Annotated in this window: 16 protein-coding genes and 1 tRNA gene; 12 read left to right on the top strand and 5 right to left on the bottom strand. The window is 64.3% G+C overall.

What is annotated here, in order from left to right:
• Positions 1–8: 8 nt before the first annotated feature.
• Positions 9–944 (top strand): ATP-binding cassette domain-containing protein, encoded by a 936-nt coding sequence (locus EV191_RS20790; protein WP_132878813.1) that lies wholly within the window; start codon positions 9–11, stop codon positions 942–944.
• A 19-nt stretch (positions 945–963) separates the two neighbouring features.
• Positions 964–1794: an ABC transporter permease gene (locus EV191_RS20785; RefSeq protein WP_132878812.1), complete on the top strand. Its 831-nt coding sequence runs from the start codon at positions 964–966 to the stop codon at positions 1792–1794.
• On the opposite strand, the gene EV191_RS20780 is transcribed toward EV191_RS20785, so the two are convergent.
• Both EV191_RS20780 and EV191_RS20775 read right to left on the bottom strand, forming a co-directional pair.
• Positions 1741–3819 carry a bifunctional copper resistance protein CopD/cytochrome c oxidase assembly protein gene (locus EV191_RS20780; protein ID WP_243659097.1) on the bottom strand — a complete coding sequence of 693 codons (2079 nt, stop codon included), beginning with the start codon at positions 3817–3819 and terminating at the stop codon, positions 1741–1743. The two genes, EV191_RS20785 and EV191_RS20780, sit on opposite strands and share 54 nt — an antisense overlap.
• Positions 3820–3849: 30 nt before the next feature.
• Complete coding sequence (locus EV191_RS20775) at positions 3850–5040, bottom strand: MFS transporter (RefSeq protein WP_132878811.1); 1191 nt, start codon at positions 5038–5040, stop codon at positions 3850–3852.
• Between the two features lie 120 nt (positions 5041–5160).
• On the opposite strand from EV191_RS20775, the gene EV191_RS20770 reads away from it, so the two are divergent.
• From EV191_RS20770 to EV191_RS20725, 9 genes are all read left to right on the top strand, one after another.
• On the top strand, positions 5161–6240 hold the full coding sequence (locus tag EV191_RS20770) for a LacI family DNA-binding transcriptional regulator (protein WP_243659096.1): 1080 nt from the start codon (positions 5161–5163) through the stop codon (positions 6238–6240).
• A gap of 171 nt (positions 6241–6411) precedes the next feature.
• A complete protein-coding gene (locus tag EV191_RS20765; protein WP_132878810.1) occupies positions 6412–6786 on the top strand; it encodes a peptidase inhibitor family I36 protein in 375 nt (124 codons plus the stop codon).
• 268 nt (positions 6787–7054) lie between these two features.
• Positions 7055–7127: transfer RNA gene (locus EV191_RS20760), tRNA-Arg, on the top strand.
• A 343-nt stretch (positions 7128–7470) separates the two neighbouring features.
• Complete coding sequence (locus EV191_RS20755) at positions 7471–8310, top strand: hypothetical protein (RefSeq protein WP_132878809.1); 840 nt, start codon at positions 7471–7473, stop codon at positions 8308–8310.
• A 68-nt stretch (positions 8311–8378) separates the two neighbouring features.
• Positions 8379–8630, top strand: coding sequence for a helix-turn-helix domain-containing protein (locus EV191_RS20750; RefSeq protein ID WP_132878808.1), 252 nt, complete (start codon positions 8379–8381; stop codon positions 8628–8630).
• Positions 8631–8805: 175 nt separating this feature from the next.
• A complete protein-coding gene (locus EV191_RS20745; RefSeq protein ID WP_132878807.1) occupies positions 8806–9486 on the top strand; it encodes a hypothetical protein in 681 nt (226 codons plus the stop codon).
• Between the two features lie 421 nt (positions 9487–9907).
• Positions 9908–10672 (top strand): SDR family NAD(P)-dependent oxidoreductase, encoded by a 765-nt coding sequence (locus tag EV191_RS20735; protein WP_132878806.1) that lies wholly within the window; start codon positions 9908–9910, stop codon positions 10670–10672.
• Positions 10673–10701: 29 nt separating this feature from the next.
• The gene (locus tag EV191_RS20730; protein ID WP_132878805.1) at positions 10702–11547 is read left to right on the top strand and encodes an SDR family NAD(P)-dependent oxidoreductase; all 846 of its coding nucleotides are present in this window, start codon (positions 10702–10704) and stop codon (positions 11545–11547) included.
• A 26-nt stretch (positions 11548–11573) separates the two neighbouring features.
• Positions 11574–12503, top strand: coding sequence for an alpha/beta hydrolase (locus EV191_RS20725; RefSeq protein ID WP_132878804.1), 930 nt, complete (start codon positions 11574–11576; stop codon positions 12501–12503).
• A 146-nt stretch (positions 12504–12649) separates the two neighbouring features.
• Here the strand turns inward: EV191_RS20725 and EV191_RS20720 are convergent, their stop codons facing one another.
• The 3 genes from EV191_RS20720 to EV191_RS20710 all read right to left on the bottom strand — a co-directional run bounded on the left by EV191_RS20720 (position 12650) and on the right by EV191_RS20710 (position 15617).
• Positions 12650–13603, bottom strand: a complete 954-nt coding sequence (locus EV191_RS20720) for an amidohydrolase family protein (RefSeq protein WP_132878803.1) — start codon at positions 13601–13603, stop codon at positions 12650–12652.
• A 27-nt stretch (positions 13604–13630) separates the two neighbouring features.
• Positions 13631–14242 carry a TetR/AcrR family transcriptional regulator gene (locus EV191_RS20715; RefSeq protein ID WP_132878802.1) on the bottom strand — a complete coding sequence of 204 codons (612 nt, stop codon included), beginning with the start codon at positions 14240–14242 and terminating at the stop codon, positions 13631–13633.
• A 127-nt stretch (positions 14243–14369) separates the two neighbouring features.
• Positions 14370–15617, bottom strand: coding sequence for an acetyl-CoA acetyltransferase (locus tag EV191_RS20710; RefSeq protein ID WP_132878801.1), 1248 nt, complete (start codon positions 15615–15617; stop codon positions 14370–14372).
• A gap of 103 nt (positions 15618–15720) precedes the next feature.
• Between EV191_RS20710 and EV191_RS20705 the strand changes: the two genes are divergently transcribed.
• Positions 15721–17298 carry an AMP-binding protein gene (locus EV191_RS20705; RefSeq protein WP_132878800.1) on the top strand — a complete coding sequence of 526 codons (1578 nt, stop codon included), beginning with the start codon at positions 15721–15723 and terminating at the stop codon, positions 17296–17298.
• The last annotated feature ends 53 nt before the right edge of the window (positions 17299–17351 follow it).

The raw sequence follows: 17351 nt of genomic DNA, 5'->3' as shown, positions 1-17351 counted from the left end.
AGGAATCTATGACAGACACAATGATCGAGGCCAACGGAGTTGGCAAAACGTTCGATGAGTTATCCGCACTGACCGATGTGGATCTCACCGTCCGTAAAGGCGAGATCGTCGGCCTACTCGGCCATAACGGCGCGGGTAAGACGACATTGGTGAACATCCTGACCACGATGCTTCCGCCGAGCACCGGTAGTGCCCGCGTCGCTGGGTTCGACGTGGTTCGCGCGGGCCATGAGGTACGCCGCCGGATCGGGCTGACCGGGCAGTTCGCGTCGGTGGACGAACAACTGTCCGGTCGGGACAATCTGGTGCTCATCGCCAGGCTGCTCGGCGCCAGCCGGCGTCAGGCACGCACCAGGGCAGACGAGCTACTGGAGACCTTCGAGCTGACCGCCAGCGCGCAACGTCAGGCAAAGAACTACTCGGGTGGCATGCGGCGCAGGCTCGATCTCGCCGCGAGTCTGGTTGGCCAACCCGATGTGCTGTTTCTGGACGAGCCGACCACCGGGCTCGATCCAGTCAGTCGTATCGGGTTGTGGGAAGTCCTCGAACGACTCGTTGACGAAGGCACGACGGTACTGCTGACCACGCAGTACCTGGATGAGGCCGACCGACTCGCCGACGCCATCACCGTACTTTCCGACGGACGCGTTATCGCCTCCGGAACAGCGGCCCAGCTCAAAGCCGATGTGGGCAAACGCGCCGTACACCTGGCACTCAGCGAACCGGATCGAGCCGCCGACGCACTGCACACGCTGCGCTCAGCTGGCCTGAATCCCGCGCAGGACACGGCAGCGGGCGAGCTGACCATCCCGGTCACCGCGTCCACGGATCTGACAATCGTGGTCCGCGCACTGGACGAAGCGGCGATCGATGTCACGCATATCGCACTGAGCGAACCAACTCTCGACGACGTGTACCTCGCCCTCGCCAAGAGCACGGCCTGAGCCCGAGCGGAGACCACGAATGACGAACTCCGGCGTTGTCGCCGACCAATCGGCTCTACATCCACGCGAGTGGCGCGGTAGCAGCATCGGCACGCAGCTGCGCGTGCTCACCGGCCGATCGCTGCGCGCACTGGTCAATGAACCACGCCTGGTGGTTCTGAGCCTGTTACAGCCGTTGATCATGCTGTTGCTGTTCAGCCAGGTGTTCAGCGGGATCGCGCAGACCTCGGCCTTTCCGCCAGGCGTGCAGTACATCGACTACCTGATGCCAGCCATCCTGATGACCTCGGGTCTCGGCGCGGCCCTGCAGTCCGGGATTGGACTGGTGACGGATATGAAGAACGGGGTTCTCGGCCGGTTTCGCTCGCTGCCGATCCAGCAGTGGTCGGTACTGTTTGCCCGCAGCGCGGCCGATCTGATTCGCACCGCGGTGCAACTGTTGATCCTGCTTGGTTTCGCGATTGTCCTTTTTGGCTTCTCCCCTGCCGGAGGATTCGTGGGGATCGCAGCGGCTTTCGGCCTCGCCCTGATCGTCAGCTGGGCGTTGAGCTGGGTGTTTCTTGCCGTTGGCGCGTGGCTACGGAATGCCGAAACCATGCAGCAGGTGGGTTTTCTCGCGATGTTCCCGTTGATGTTCGCATCCAGTGCGTATGTTCCGCTGGAGGGCCTACCGGGCTGGTTGCGTGCGGTGGCCACGGTGAACCCGTTGACCTATGCGGTGGATGCCGCGCGAAATCTGGCATTGGCGATGCCCGTCGGCGGTGGGGTGTTGGGCGCTGTCGCGACGAGCGCCGGGCTACTCGCGATTGGGGTTTTCGCGGCCGTCCGTGGATTCCGGCGACCCCTCTAGGGAATCCGCGGACTCTGTTGTCCTTGCCGCGCCGGATGGTTCGGACAACCGCCGCAGCATCGCGTTGTAGGCCTCGAGTTCCGCGTCGCCGGTGTGCTCGGTGCGGCGATCCCGGCGACGCGCGGCGCGCTCGTCTGCCCTGGACCACTGGACGAGCAATGCGATGAGTACCAGCACCACCGGCAGCTCACCGAAAGCCCAGGCGATACCGCCGCCCGTGCGCTGGTCGTTGAGCAGATCGCCAGCCCAGGGCAGATCCAGCCCACGGTAGAAGTTCTCGCCAATGACCGTCTGCATGTTCATCAGGATCACGCCGAAGAACGCATGAAAAGGCGTAGCGGCAAGCATCAGACCCAGCCGACCGAGCGGCGGCAACCGGCGCGGTGCCTGATCAACTCCGATCACCGGCCAGAAGAACACGTAGCCGGAGAGGATGAAATGTGCGTTCATCGCGAGATGGGCAGCGTGTTCGCTGACCACACTGTCGAACAGTCCGGAGAAGTACAGCAGGTAGAACGAGCCCACGAACAGCACCAGCGCGACGACCGGATTGGTCAGTACCCGGGAGATCGGCGAGTGAACCGCGGCGAGCAGCCATTCGCGCGGTCCTGGCGGGTTTCCCTTGCCAGCGACGGGAAGCGCACGCAGGGCGAGAGTGACCGGCCCACCGAGCACCAGTAGTACGGGCACTGCCATGGACAGCATCATGTGACCGCTCATATGCACGCTGAACATCGCCGGCGCGTAGCGGCCGATCCCGGACGAGGTGGCGATCAGCAGGGTGGCGCAGCCGGACAGCCAAGCCACGGTACGACCAACCGGCCAGGCATCTCCCCGTTTCCGCAGGCGTCGCACACCGAGCAGGTAGAGCACGCCGAGCGCGACCGCGGCGGTTCCGAAGATCAGATCGAATCGCCAGTCGAACAACAGCCGCAGCGCGGTCGGCGCGCCGTCCAGTTCGTAGCCGATCAGCAACTCGGTCGTAGAGACCTGCCCGGTGACTTCGGTCGGCGGTGGGGTGCGAGACAGGGCCGCCGCGATACCGATGGTGACCAGCATCACCAGCACCTCGACGCCGCCCAGCCGCAGCAGGCCACGGCCATCGGCGCGCTCCACCACCGCCCGCACGCTGCGGTTGCGCTGCTGGTGGCCGAACGCGCCGAGGACGATCAGTGCGGCCAGCTTGACCAGCACAAGCAGCCCGTACTCGGTGCCAAGTAGGTCCCCAAGGGGCACTCGAACCAGCGCGTTTACCACGCCCGAGACCGCCATCACTGCCCAGCACACCAGGGCCAGCCGGGAGAACCGTTGCACGGCAAGGGAAAGGTGCGAGCTCTTTCGAGCACCGACGACCAGCACCGCAATCAGCCCGCCGACCCACAACGCGGCACCAACCAGGTGGAAGAGCAGGCTGTTCGTCGCAACGTCATGCGCGCCGCCACTTGCCGAATGCCCGGCTAGACCGACGGGGAGCATGCCGGCAAGTGAGGCACCGAACAGTACGACCGTCCAGCCCCAGGACAACACGACCCAGCAGCCGATCGCGACGATCAGCGCGATCGCGGCCGTGTAGCCCCATGCTTTCGCCTGCTCGATCGCATCAACTAGTTCGAAAAGGACCTGAGTGTCGAGCACCTCGCTCACCGGTCGTCCTGCCGCTTCGGCTGCCGTGAACACCACCGAAGCCAGCGCGCCCACACACCAGATCGCAGCCGCGAATCCGGCGGTGCGCACCGCGGCATAGCCATCGGCGCCGAGCGTGCCGGACCGCTGCGGCGGCACGAAGAACGCGGCGAGCAACAGCGAACCGATCGTCACGACCGAAGCAACCTCGGCGATCAGGCGCACGACGGTGACGCCGTACTTGGTGACCGCACCTGGATCACCGAGACCCGGAATCACCGCGGCGGCACCGCCCGTCATCGCCACCAGTCCAGCCGCGACCAGCGCGGCGAGCAGCGTGCCGATGAGGATCACCGGCAGGATCGGGGCGCGGTCCGTGGTTGTCGCGGGTGAACGTGGCACGGCTCGAGGGTAGGCGCGCCCCGCGGGCGGCTAGTGAACGGGCTCGACGATGTGCGCCCGCTCGGCGCGGCGGGCCGCACGCGCGCCCAGCACCGCTGGCACGATCAGCGCGGCGATCAGGCCAGCCGTACCAACTGCCACGGCCAGGCTGCTGACGTGCGCGAGCATGCCGATCAGTGGCGGGCCGGTGAGGAATCCGCTGTAGGCGATCGTGGTGACCAGCCCGATTTCGCGCTCACCGCCTCCGCCGTCGGCTCGCTGCCCAGCCGCACCGGCGAGCCCGAGTGCCACCGGGAAGGAGTAGGCAAGGCCACCGCCAGCGAGGATGAACCCGAGGTATCCGGCGGCGGGATGCGCGATCAGCGCGGCACACAGCAGTCCGGCCGCGGCCGTCGCGCTGGCCAGCACGACCAACCGGGTGGAGCCGAACCTACGTTCCATCCGTTCTCCGAACAACCGTGCGATGGCCATCGCGATGGAGAACGCGCCATAGGCGATGGCCGCGGAGCCCTCGCTCACACCGCGCTCGGTTACCAGGAACAGTGCCGACCAGTCGGCACTGGTGCCCTCGGCGATCGCCGAACACAATGCGACCGCGGCGAGCAGCCAGAGCACTGGGCGGCGAATCGGCGCGGGCCCGGAGGACGCGGCGGCGAGGGCAGGCTGGCCGGCGCCGGCCTCGTTCGGCACGAACCGGATCAGCAGCAGTACGACGAGGATCCCCACCGCGGTAATGATCAGGAAGTGCTGTAGGGGCGGGAGTCGCAGCCAGGCGGCACCCGCCGCGCCCGCGGCACCGAACAGTCCGCCGAAGGAGAAACCGGCATGAAAAACCGGCATCATCGGCCGATCCAGCATTCGCCCAACGGTGACACCGGCGACGTTCATCGAAACGTCCAGCGCGCCAATACCCATGCCTAGTCCACAAAGGACAATTCCGAGCGCGAATGGGGACTCTACCAAGCCAAGAACGGGTAGTACCGCATAGCAGGCGATGACGCTCGCCAAGACCACCGCACGCGCGCCGACCGCGGCACAGATCCGGCCAGTCACGGAGGCGGCGATCACCATCCCGACGCTGGCGCCGAGCAGCGCCAGACCGAGCGCACCGACCTGCGCGCCTACCTGATCGGCAAGAGCGGGCACCCGGGGCGCCCACGTTCCGTACGCGAAGCCGTTGAGTCCGAACACCACGAACACCGCGGTGCGCGCGAACCACATACCCGAACCTCCTCATCACAGACCACGATGAGGTTATCTGAAGCGCTTCAGTTCGTCGATGGTGATTTTCCGCCAGAAGGCTCGGTGCCCGCGACTGGATACGCGGTCTAGGCTCGCGACGTGCCCGAAGACCGCCGCCGTCCCACACTGGACACCCTCGCCGCCGAGGTCGGCGTGTCCAGGGCAACCGTGTCGAATGCGTACAACCGGCCCGACCAGCTGTCCGAGCAGCTGCGCGAGCGCATCCTGCGGGCCGCCGAGCGGCTCGGCTACGCGGGACCGGATCCGGTGGCGCGCAGTCTCGCCACCCAGCGATGCGGAGCGGTGGCGGTATTGACCGACACCAACCTGTCCACCGCCTTTTCCGACCCGGCGCTGTCGATCACACTGGACGCGCTGTCGTCGGCGATGGATTCCGAGGACCACGCCCTACTCTTGCTGGCCGGCAGCGCCGAGGGTGGACCGAGCCCGGAACGAGTGCGGCGCGCGCAGGCGGATGTGCTGGTGGCGTACTCGCTCGCCGATGACACGCCGGCGATGCGCGCGGTGGCCGCGCGCGGGCTGCCGGTCGTGGTGATCGACTCGCCGATGCTTGCCGGTGCCGCGATGGTGGGGATCGACGACAGGGGCGGCGCGAATCTGGCCGCGCAACATCTGCTTGACCACGGCCATCGCCGGTTCGCCATCCTCGCCGATGAAATACAGCCGGACCAGTACCGCGGACCAGCTGACGCGGGCCGGCTCGCGAAGATCGGTTACCGGGTCAGTGCCGAACGTTTCCACGGTTATCGGTCGGCGCTGGATGCGGCCGGAATCGGCGAGGTGCGCACGTGGGAAGCCGGCGGTATTGACGCGACACTTGGCGCACGGGGCGCGCGCTGGCTGCTTGATCAGGATCCGCCACCGACCGCGTTGCTGTGCATGACCGATCATCTGGCCGTCGGAGCGGCACAAGCCGCCGCAGAGCTTGGCATCCAGGTACCCGAAGAGCTGTCCATCGTCGGTTTCGACGACAGTTGGCTGGCGACCCAGGTTGCACCGAGGTTGACCACGATCCGCCAGGACCTAGCGGCAAAGGGTCGTACCGCCGGGGAACTGGCGCAGCGCCTGCTTGCTGGACACCAGGCCGGTCCCCCGGTTCAGCTGCCGACAGAGCTGATCATCCGCGAATCGAGTGGCCCCGCACCTCACGCTCAGTGACTTTTTGCCCGATTCGTGAACAAGCGGCACATTCGTTCCAGTTCGTCCGAGTGACGCGGCCCGAATCCATTGTCTTGCTCACCCCGCATCACCGAAGCTTGACGCACCGCAATCAAGCAATCGCCCACCGCGGGCGAGCGGTCCGAAACAGACTGGGGAGTACTGGGGACTATGTCGTATGGCACACGAATCACAACGGGACTCGCACTCATCGCCGCGGCCATGCTCGGCAGCGCGCCGGCAGCACAAGCGGAGAACGACCAACAGCAGTACCGCTGCGACGTGGGTGAGTTCTGTCTGTGGGAAAGCACGTCATACAGCGGGGCGATCAACCGAGCAGACCTGACCAACGTGAACCCGGAGGAGTGCGCACCACTACCCGAGGGATTCGACGGGCGCTCGTTCGTCAACCGAACCGACCGTTTGGTGACGGTGTATCAGGATCGACACTGCGCGACGGAGGGCGACTTCACCACGTACCCGGGCGAGGGCACCTATGTGCCAGTCGCACCGTTCGTCGTCCGGGGTATCCAGTTCTGGAACTGAGCGCCCACCGCTGGCGCTAGGAGCTCCGTTCGTGGCGGCGCGCCGGCGCCCCAATGGAAGGACCCACGGAAGGGAGGGCCGGGCAGGGTCCGCGGGGAGGCGAGGCGCGCCGGAGGGACTCGCGCCGCCACGAACGGTCCGAACCGGATCACCTGATAGGCACGACCACCCGACAGGCCAGATCACCCGACAGGGGAGAAACGATTCCCAGGCTCGGAACGATCAAGAAGAACGAGGCGGCTAGGCTCGCAACGAGCCAGCCCTCGACGCCCCCGTAGCTCAGCGGATAGAGCAGGAGCCTTCTAAGCTCTTGGTCGCAGGTTCGAGTCCTGCCGGGGGCACTAACTGCAGGTCAGAGCGTTTGCTGACGATCAGCCGAAGAACAACTAACCTTTTACTAACCCTATTGCGGGAGACTCGGCGGGGCCGCCAGCGCTTCGCCCACACGTTGACCCACTACACCACGATCCATGACATTCTGTCGTGCCCAGGGTAGTCCGCTATCTCACACACGCGGAGATCTCTCGGCTATTCGGTCAACACATGACGTGATGTGTCGGCTCCAGTCGGTTTGCTCACCTCGTTCCAGCGGCCCACGGCCACACTATCGGGCGGATTCCGCGCAAAGCGGTCGTTGCCGTTCCTATTTGGAGATATAGACAACACGTCCGCCGAAGGGACAACATGACGGAAGAAGACTCGAATACCCTCGTTGAATTTTCCGAGCGCATGGATTCCGAGCGCGCTCAACGCGGGTTTGATCGTTTGCATGCCAACGTGTTCACCTGTATCGAGAATGAGTTTCGCTGCCCCGCCAAGCCTTCCGACGTGCTGCTCCACGCGGGCGCGCTCGGCAACGGAGCCCCCGCGGAGGCGATCGATGCGCGGCAGGCGAGGCGGATCTTGTCCGACCCTGCTACGGAGTCCGCAATCAGCGACGCAATCTTGTCTACTTTGCTGCGGCGCGTTCAGCGCGAACCGCGCGCTTGGCAACGCATCGCCCTGTGGGTAATGCTGCCCGGACTGAAGGCAATCACTGGCCGGCTTTATCGCGCCTGGCGCACCGATCTGGACGACGTTCGTGCCGACGTGATCGTCGGCTTCTTCGAGGCCATGCGGCGGACCTCCCCTGATCGACACGCATTGGGGGCGAAGCTATGGTGGACGACCTTTCGGATTGCCAGAAATGCCTGTGCCCAGGCAATCCACGAGAAGGCGTACGCTGACGTTGAGCTAGTCGCAACCCAGTCGGCATACGACCATTCCGTCGAATCATCTACCGGACCGGTTGCTGCCGATGTCATTGACATTGCGGACCATCCGGCAGCGTATGGCCGGGTCGAGGGTGAGCGCCTCGGCGCCATCGCCAAGCGACACGGATTACGAGAAAGCATTCGCAAACAACGACGGTCGCCGGTTCGGTCCCTCGACTACCGATGGCGCCCAGGACGAGTCCGTGGCGCACCCAGCGATCGCGGATACGCCGTTTCCGCACGGGGCAATGGGGAAGGCGATGCCGCGTGAGTTCACGACGGGCCTACCGGTCGGCGTACTCCTCGGTACAGGGAACCCGTCGCGGGCACGTACGTTGCATGTCCTTTCCCGAGGTGTTCGAATTGCCCGCGACCCTCGACATGACAACGGCGGCGTGTGCAATCGGCGTTCACGTCAATACCGCATACAAACTCGCACAGCGCAACGAGTTCCCCTGTCGAATCTGGCGATTGGGCTGGCGTTACCGGGTTCCGACGATGGAATTAATGAAAGCGATGGGAATCGAGAGTTGTCCTGTTGACATTGCCGATGTAGACAACGGCGCTGATTTCGCCGGCAGTATCGACTGACTCAGTAAACCATGCTGTGCCGCCGTATCCACGATATGACGGCACAGCATGGCTCGACCGCAAGCGAAGCGACAGGCCACCCGATTAGGTGATTCTTCGGTCAGCGTATTCCAGCAGCAGCCATCACGGAGTATGAATTCCCTCCTCTCCTTCCGAAACGAAGAAAGGAATGATCTTGCGCCATTCTTCAATGTCATGCCTGGATCTGATCGAGACGCGGTTCACCAGCCTTACACGTGGCAGGCAACCTCTCTCACTCGACGGGACTCCACTTCGCGATCTTCAAGTGCAGATCCTGAAACGACGAACCGATCCGCAAACCAAGGCCATAGTCTGGAAGAAATTAGTGCTGCTGGCGCGAGCACAGTCTGATCCGTGGGAGGTCGCGGCGATCGGAATGATGTTGCCCGGACTCAAGTCCATAGGCGGCAAGCTCGGCTCCCGTTATCCAAGCGACCGGCGTGATCTTGACTCGGCAATCTTGGAAGGTTTCTGTCATTCACTTCGCAACACCGATACGTGGCGACCGGATTTACCCACCGTTCTGTACAGGGCAGCGGTACGTAGCGGCGAGAACGCCTGTAATCGCGAGAACCACTTTGCCAGGCGGCATTTCGAACTGCCTGCCGATATGCCAGAAGAGCGGGCGCAGCACGTCGGAAATGTCGATGTTGTTCTTGCTGGAGCGATGCTCGACGGAGCTTTGACACCGCTTCAAGCGGAACTGGTCAGCGATGTACACCTCGAACACAGGCGGCGTGTGGAACTTGCCCGCAGGCTAGGGACCAGCCGGGGCCGAATCGCGGTCGAGCTCGCTGCAGCAGAGCGCGGGCTAGCTGAATATCTCGCTGCTTAGCTTCGAGGAAGCCGATAAGGCTTCATTGGTGGGCCGATACCAGTGTCGCTTCTTGTACTTGGCGCCACCAGAAGAAGTGGCGCACGACGCCGCGCGTCGCGGAGCTCCCGGATGGTCGTTACGCCGCCGCCGATGCGCACGTCCCGGCCATCCGCGGCGGCCTTCGCCGTCTTCAGCGCCGAATGCGGCGTGGCGCCCACGAAGTGGGATGTTGTGTCGCTCAGCGTGAACGATGGCCGAACGCGCGCCTCATGATGTCGGTGCCGATGTTTCGGGTGAAATCGCGGGCGATGTCGTCGTCGCCCCCGGGTGCCACCAGGATCGGCGCGGTGACCCAGCTGACGGTGGCACCAAACGGTTGTAGATAAATGAGCGTTCATACATTACAGTCCACCTGGTCAGGAGCAATGCACGTTGGTTTATGGCTGGAGGACCCGTGGCAGGCGGGCTATCGGGACGGGTGGCACTGGTGACAGGCGCTGGCGGGGGAATCGGCGCCGCAATCGCTGAACGGCTGGCCGCGAATGGGGCACGGGTTGCGGTCAATGACATCGACGAGTCAGGTGCGTGGCACACGGCCGACCAGATCAACACGGCGGGCGGGCGGGCCGTCGTCGTCGCGGGTGACATCAGTGACCCGGACACCGCCCAAAGCGTCGTCGCTGGCGCGGCGGAGGAGTTCGGCGGACTTGGCGTGCTGGTCAATAACGCCGGAACCGTGTGTCGAGCCAAGCTGCGGGAACACGCCGTGCGGGATTGGCAGCGGGTGCTGGCCGTCAACCTGAGTGGCCCGTTCTATCTTGCCCAGGCCGCGGCGGACTATCTGGCCAGTTCGGGACACGGGGCGATCGTGAACATCGCTTCAGTCGCGGTGACCGGGTTCTTCGGACAGATCTCCTATGACGCTTCGAAGGGCGGCCTGCAGACCCTGACGCGGTCGTTGGCGGCCGAGCTCGGGCGGGAAGGGGTGCGCGCGAATGCCGTCGCTCCCGGGTTTATCGACACCGATATCGCTCGTACCGACGATCTGGGGGCGATCGGCGAGAAGACGGTCGCCACCTTGCCGATCCGGCGTTTCGGTGAGCCGAACGAGGTGGCTGACGCGGTGCGTTGGTTGGCCGGCGATGAATCTCGCTATGTCACCGGGCAGACCGTGTTCGTTGATGGCGGCTGGGTCCGTTATTAGTGACCAACGTTGGAACGGAAGGCAAACTGATGAGTCACACGGACGAGACGTTCGAGGGACAAACCGCACTGGTCACGGGAGCAGCCGGCGCTATCGGCCGAGCCGTCGCCGAGACGTTTGCGATCATGGGTGCCCGCGTGGTCCTAGCGGACCGTGATGAACAGGGACTACGTGCGGCCGTGGATAAACTCCGGACCGATGGCTTGGACGCGACCGCGTGCGCCTTCGACCAGAGCAACCCGGAGTCAATCGATCACCTGTTTACCGATGGTGTCGGCGACCGGCTGGACATCTGCGTTGCCAATGCCGGGTACGGACGAGTGGCGGGAATCCTGGACCAGGACTTGGCTGGCTGGCGCCGTCACGTTGATATCAACCTGACCGGCACCTTCCTGGTGGTCCAGGCGGCGGCACGGCGGATGGTCGCGGGTGGTGGCGGCGCGATCGTGCTGAACTCATCCAGCGCCGCTATCCATTCCACGCCGATGTTCGGTGCCTACGCGGCCACCAAGGCCGGTGTGGAGATGCTGGCACGGTGCATGGCCGACGAGCTTGGCCCGTCAGGCATTCGGGTCAACACAGTCTGCCCCGGCGTCGTCGAAACTGGCATGACGGGAGGGCTGTTGAATCATGCTGATGGCCGAATGCGACAGATCATGGTGGACCACACGCCGACGGGTCGCATCGGTGAACCACAGCAGATCGCACACGTCATCACGTTTCTGGCCAGCGGAGCCGCCGACTACGTCACCGGGACTGCCCTACTGGTCGACGGTGGACAGACGCTCCGCGGTTTTCCTCGATGGCATGCACCGAGTCGCAACAGTGCGAACGGCAGCAACACCTGGCAGTTGATCACCGAAGAATCCCGATAGCTTGAGCCGAAAAGGAACACAACGACGTGTCTAGCATTGAATCGCGGGAGCTCAAAGCCGCATACGAGCGCATCGGTCAGCGGTTGGCCAGCCAGGCCAATATGGACCTGGCTACGATGCGGGACATCTACGAGTCGCTACACACCGCAACGGCGGAGCCGGAGCGAGTCTGCTATGCCGAAGTGGACGCTGGGGGCGTGTCCGCGCTGTGGTGCCAGCCGATCGAATCCGCGACCGATCGGGTTCTAGTGTACACCCATGGCGGTGGTTACATGGTCGGGTCAATGCACATGCATCGCAAGCTGGCCGGCCACATCGCACGCGCTGCCGGGGCTTTCGCACTGGTGCTTGATTTCCGGCGCGCCCCCGAGTCGCCGTTTCCAGCGCAGCTCGACGACGTCGAGGCTGCCTACCGCTGGCTACTCGAGCGGGGCGTGGCTGCCGAGCACATAGCGTTGGTGGGCGATTCCGGCGGCGGTGGCCTATGCACGACGGCAGTTCTGCGGCTGCGAGACCGAGGATTGCCACTGCCGGCGGCAGTCATGGCGATATCCCCGTGGTACGACATGCAGCTACGGGGAGAAAGCTTGGACAGCAACGCCGAATACGACGCCGGGGTCCAGCGGCCAGTCCTCGAGCAGATGCGTGCCGCATTGCTGGGGACGGCCATCGAGCCAACCGAGCCACTGGTCAATCCGCTGCACGCTGATCTGACCGGCTTTCCGCCGGTGCTGCTCCAAGTTGGTGATCAGGAGACCCTGCTCGATGACGCCACCAGATTCGCCGAGCGAGCCCGTAACCACGGCGTGGATATTACCCTGCAGGTAGCGGTAGGAATGCAGCACGATTTTCAGTTGATGGCTGGTCGTGCGGTCGAAGCCGACGAGGCGATCGACGAAATTGGTGCCTGGCTCCGCCACCGCCTCGGCCTGCGGATCGCCTCGACGACCGGGTAGCTACGGGCCGCGACCTCACCCGTCAGGCCCACCGTCGACTATGGACAACAATGGTCGACGGTGGGCCACATATGTTCGCGGCGAAAGTATGCCGGAGCGTCGTATTCGTCAACTCAGCACAATTGTTGCCGTCGCGCGGGATGCTCTTATCGGGACAGTCCGAGGATCGGTGCGGCGTTATCGTGCAGCCAGGCCGTACGTACCGTCTCGGTGATCGGCCATTCGCTGGTTTCGTGGGCCAGTTCCGGTGCGGATCTGCCGTGCACCCACGAGATGCTGCCGAACAACACCTTGTGCCGTATCGACGAAGCGCCATGCGCGAATAACGATTCCCATCCGCTACCAGGCTTGATCATGTGCCGCGGGCGGTGCGTGGATAGTTCCAGATACACGTGCGGGTGTCGTTGGCACAGCGCCATCATCTCGCCGATCCACGGCCACCCGCCGTGCCCGGCGATCAAGATCAGGTCGGGATGGCAGCGCGCGATCGTGTCCAGATGCCGCCACATACACCAATCCATCGGCACACGCCGGGACAGATTGTGGCCGGTGTGCACCCACAGCGGCATCCGCAACTCTTCGAGGACCCGGTAGAAGGCGTGCGCGCCGTCCCCGACCGGGTCGGCGACATCGAGGAAATGCGTTACCGACGCACCCCGTAACCCGAGCTGTTCGTAACAACGACGTACCTCGGCGATCGCCTCGTCGGGATCAGCGAGATTCACGCTGGCCCACGCGTGCAACCGATCGGGGTGTCGGCGGGCAAAGCTCGCCACCCGGTCGTTGACCTTCGTTCCGTCTGGCAAGGACCACGGTGTGCTGTGGATGACTTGGTGTCGTATCCCGCCCGCGGTCAATCCCGTCACGTAGGCGTCCAGGTCAAGTCGCAACGCGCCGGACTCACGCAACGCGCTCAGCAGATCGTCAACAGGACCGTCCGCGAACTCGATGGGTGAGAAACCCGCCGTGACCGCCAAGCGACGCGCGAGCATCGTCGCGTAGTCCGGAGCGTACTCGGCGAATGTGCGAAGGTAGGCTTCCCAGCAATCTTCGTCGAACACCATTCCGGCGACATCGATGATCTGCTGCTGACTGTTCATCGCCGGTACTCCTGTCCTGTCGCCCAGTTACTGTTTGAGCAGGGTGGCCAACGCGAGATCGGCGTAGAACCGGGCGAACTCAGCGTCAACCACTCCACTCTTGGGGCGAAACCACGAGCAGGTCCGGAACCCCATGTCCAGCAATGCCATCGTGGCCAACCGGACGGGATCCCCACCGTCAACCTTCGGTACGACGAACTCGCCGGCCTCCACGCCAGCGCGAATCGTGGACTCGAACGATTCCCGTAGGGCCAGTCGTTTGGCGCGCACTTCCTTACGTGCCTTCGGCTCCAGGGCTTTCCATTCGTCGCCGACCATGGCCTCGCGGCGAAACCGGGCGTGGTGGAGCACAAACACCTCGAGTAGACGACGTAGCCGCTCAGGCGCAGGGCCCGCTGGCACGGCGGCGAGCCGGTTGTCCAGCTCGGCATGGCCGTCGAGGATGATGGCCCGCAGTACCTCTTCCTTTGATCCGAAATGGTTGTACAACGCCCCCGGGGTGAGCCCACACGCTTCGGTGATGTCCCGCACGGTGGTCCCGTGGAAGCCCTTGTCGAAAAACAGGCGTGTACCGGCCTCTTTGAGCTGATCACGTGGATGGCGATCGTTCCTTGATCGGCTTCTGCTGCGCGGCGGCATCGATTCCCACTCCGGTCCTGCCAGGCCCGCCTTCGCGACTGACGGCGAGCTACTACCCGTGGCGACGCCGACTGTACGGCACTAGTCCGCGCTAGTGTATGAGCGTTTATTGAGTGGCGTGCCACGGTCATCGAGTGTGCTCATCGGCCGTGCCCACGACGAAGCTGGCAGCGGTGCTGCAGCTGCCGCCCACATTCAATGTCGCAGCCGTCCGTGCCCGCGGAACCTGGTACTCGCCCGCGGTGTCGGTCACCTGGCGGTGCGCGTCTAGCAGGATCCGCACTCCGGTAGCGCCGACTGGATGCCCGGCGCCGATCAGGCCGCCCGATGGATTGACCGGGATCGAACCATTGAACCCGATCCGGTCGTCCTCAACAGCCTCCCAGGCGCGCCCTGGCTTGGTCAGCCCGAAATGATCCAGCGCCACATACTCCGTGATCGTGAAACAGTCGTGGGTCTCGATCACGTCCACGTCGCCCGGCCCCGCGATGCCGGCTCGGGTGTAGGCATCGACGATCGCTGCGCGCATATTCGGAAACATGTATTCGCTGTCCCTGCTCAGCGTGAGCTTATCCGCCAACGAAAGCGGCGCGGTGCGATGGCCCCACCCTCGCACTGTGCTCAACAGCCGCCGCGGGTGACGGCGAGCCCACCTGGCGGCGAACCGCGGGCCAGCCAACAGTACGGCGCTGGCACCATCGGTGATCCGACCGCAATCGCTCTTGCGCGTCCGCCCGACTACCGTCGGGTTCGCCACATCGTCCGCGCTGAATTCGCCGGGCGAGCTGACCCAGTCGCGCGTCTGCGCCCACGGGTTGCGCACGGCGTTCGACCGGTTCAGCTCGGCGATCCGGCCGAGGTGCGCATGATCAAGCCCGTAGCGGCGTTCGGTTTCCTGTGCGATGGCGTCGAAAAGGCTCGGCCACGGAAGCACGTCCGCGTTGAGCTCGTCTGGCACGCTGGCCGCGCAGCCGAGGTATTCCGCGGCAGTCGACCCCGGCACGTTGCGCATCAGTTCCACGCCCACGACCAGTGCCGTCTCGTAGCGGCCAGCTTCGATCTCGGCCATCGCCGCCAGGGCTGCCATACTCCCGGATGCACATGCCGCCTCGTGTCGACTCGCTGGCAGCGAGGCCCATTCCGGGTACAGCGAGCAGGCCAGCGCGCCCAAGTGGGACTGCCCCGCGAACCGTTCGCCAGCAAAGTTACCCACGTGCACGGTCCCGACCTGCCGCGCGGGCACACCAGTCTCATCGAGACAGTCCTGCACGGCGGACTCCAGCATCGACGCAAGCGGCCGCCCGGACTCGCGCCCCCAGCGTCGCGCGAAGTCGGTCTGTACCCCGCCCAGGACATGCACAGTGCCAGCACTCATATAAATGAACGTACATACAGATCCGCGGGATCGCAAGGTTGACCAGTAAGGACAATGAGGTTTATAAACGCTCATACATGACCGCGATGAAGCGAGGCGAGCGATGGACTGGTGGAGCGCAGAGGTCCCCGAAGCCGAGGAATGCGTCCTTGGACCGCTCCTGCATCGGGCGGCGGGCGATCGCCCCGAGGAGGTTCACGCCGTCTTCGCTGATGGGACACAGTGGACTAACGGGTACGCATGGCAAGCGGCCAACGCGCTCGCGCGAGAGCTCCAAGCGCGGGGAGTGGGCCCCGGTGATCGGGTGCTGTCGTGGTTTCCCAATGGGCCGGACGCGCTGCGCGTCTGGTACGGGGCGAACCTGCTTGGTGCGATCTACGTACCCCTTAACCCGGCGTATCGCGGCCGACTACTCGAACACGTCATCAGCCTCTCCGGCGCCCGAATCATGATCGCGCACCCCGCATTGGCCGCCGAACTCCAGGACGTCGACGCCGCTCACGTCGAGCAGGTCGTTGCGCTGGCAGCTGACCAGTGGACTGATGTGGACGGTGACGCCGTCACACCAGATCGGCCAGTGCAACCTTGGGACCCGTACGCGATCATCTTCACCTCGGGAACCACCGGCCCTTCCAAAGGCGTCATCTGCTCGTACGCGCAACTGGCGACCGCCGCTTCGGCGGCATTTACCGAGTATTTCGGCACGGGTGACCGGTACATGGTCAACCTCCCCCTTTTCCATGCCGGCGGCACCGTCGGCACTTACGCGGCACTGCTCCTGGGCGGCTCCATCGCCGTCGTCGACCGATTCGACACCAATCAGTTCTGGCACACCGTCCGCGCTACTGGCACCACACACGTCACCCTGCTAGGCGTCATGGCCAACTTCCTCAGCAAACAGCAACCCGACCCGCGTGACCGCGACCATCCCCTCCGGCACGTCTACATGGTGCCGCTTATCGACGACGCGCACGGCTTCGCGGCACGCTTTGGTGTCGACTTCGTGGCCATGTTCAACATGACCGAGACCGCTATCCCGATCATTTCCGAACTCAACCCGCGGACACCCGGCACCTGCGGACGTCTCCGCTATGGCATGCAGGCACGAATCGTCGACGAGCATGATCGGGAAGTCGCCGACGGTGCCAGTGGCGAACTTATCCTTCGGGCCGATCGCCCGTGGTCCATGAACTCCGGTTACTGGAATATGCCCGAAGCTACCGCCCATGCCTGGCGCAACGGCTGGTATCACACTGGCGACTCATTCCGAAAGCAAGATGGTGAATACTTTTTCCATGACCGCGTCAAAGATGCCATCAGACGACGCGGAGAAAACGTCTCATCGTTCGATGTCGAAAGCGAAATACTTGCCCATCCGAACGTCCGGGAAGCCGCCGTTGTGGCGGTTCCCAGCCCGCACGGCGAGGACGACATACTCGCCGTCATCGCACCCAACGCAGGAAAATCAATCACACCAAAAGAGCTCGTTGCGTTCCTAGCCGAACGCATGGCCTACTTCATGGTTCCCCGCTATGTTCGCATTCTTGCCGAGCTTCCCAAGACACCCACGAGCAAAGTCGAAAAACATCATTTGCGGGCTACCGGAGTTACCGCGGACACGTGGGACAGGGAGCGGAACGGAATAACGCTCAAGCGCCGAGACCTCCAGTCACCGATGTAACCCGTTCGGCGGGTATCTCGCGTAATCACAACGGGTGATGATGCAAGTTCGTA

The sequence above is a fragment of the Tamaricihabitans halophyticus genome (assembly GCF_004340875.1).
Lineage (GTDB): Bacteria > Actinomycetota > Actinomycetes > Mycobacteriales > Pseudonocardiaceae > Tamaricihabitans > Tamaricihabitans halophyticus.
Note: the sequence above shows the minus strand (reverse complement) of the source record. Positions and strands in the feature narration are given on the sequence as shown.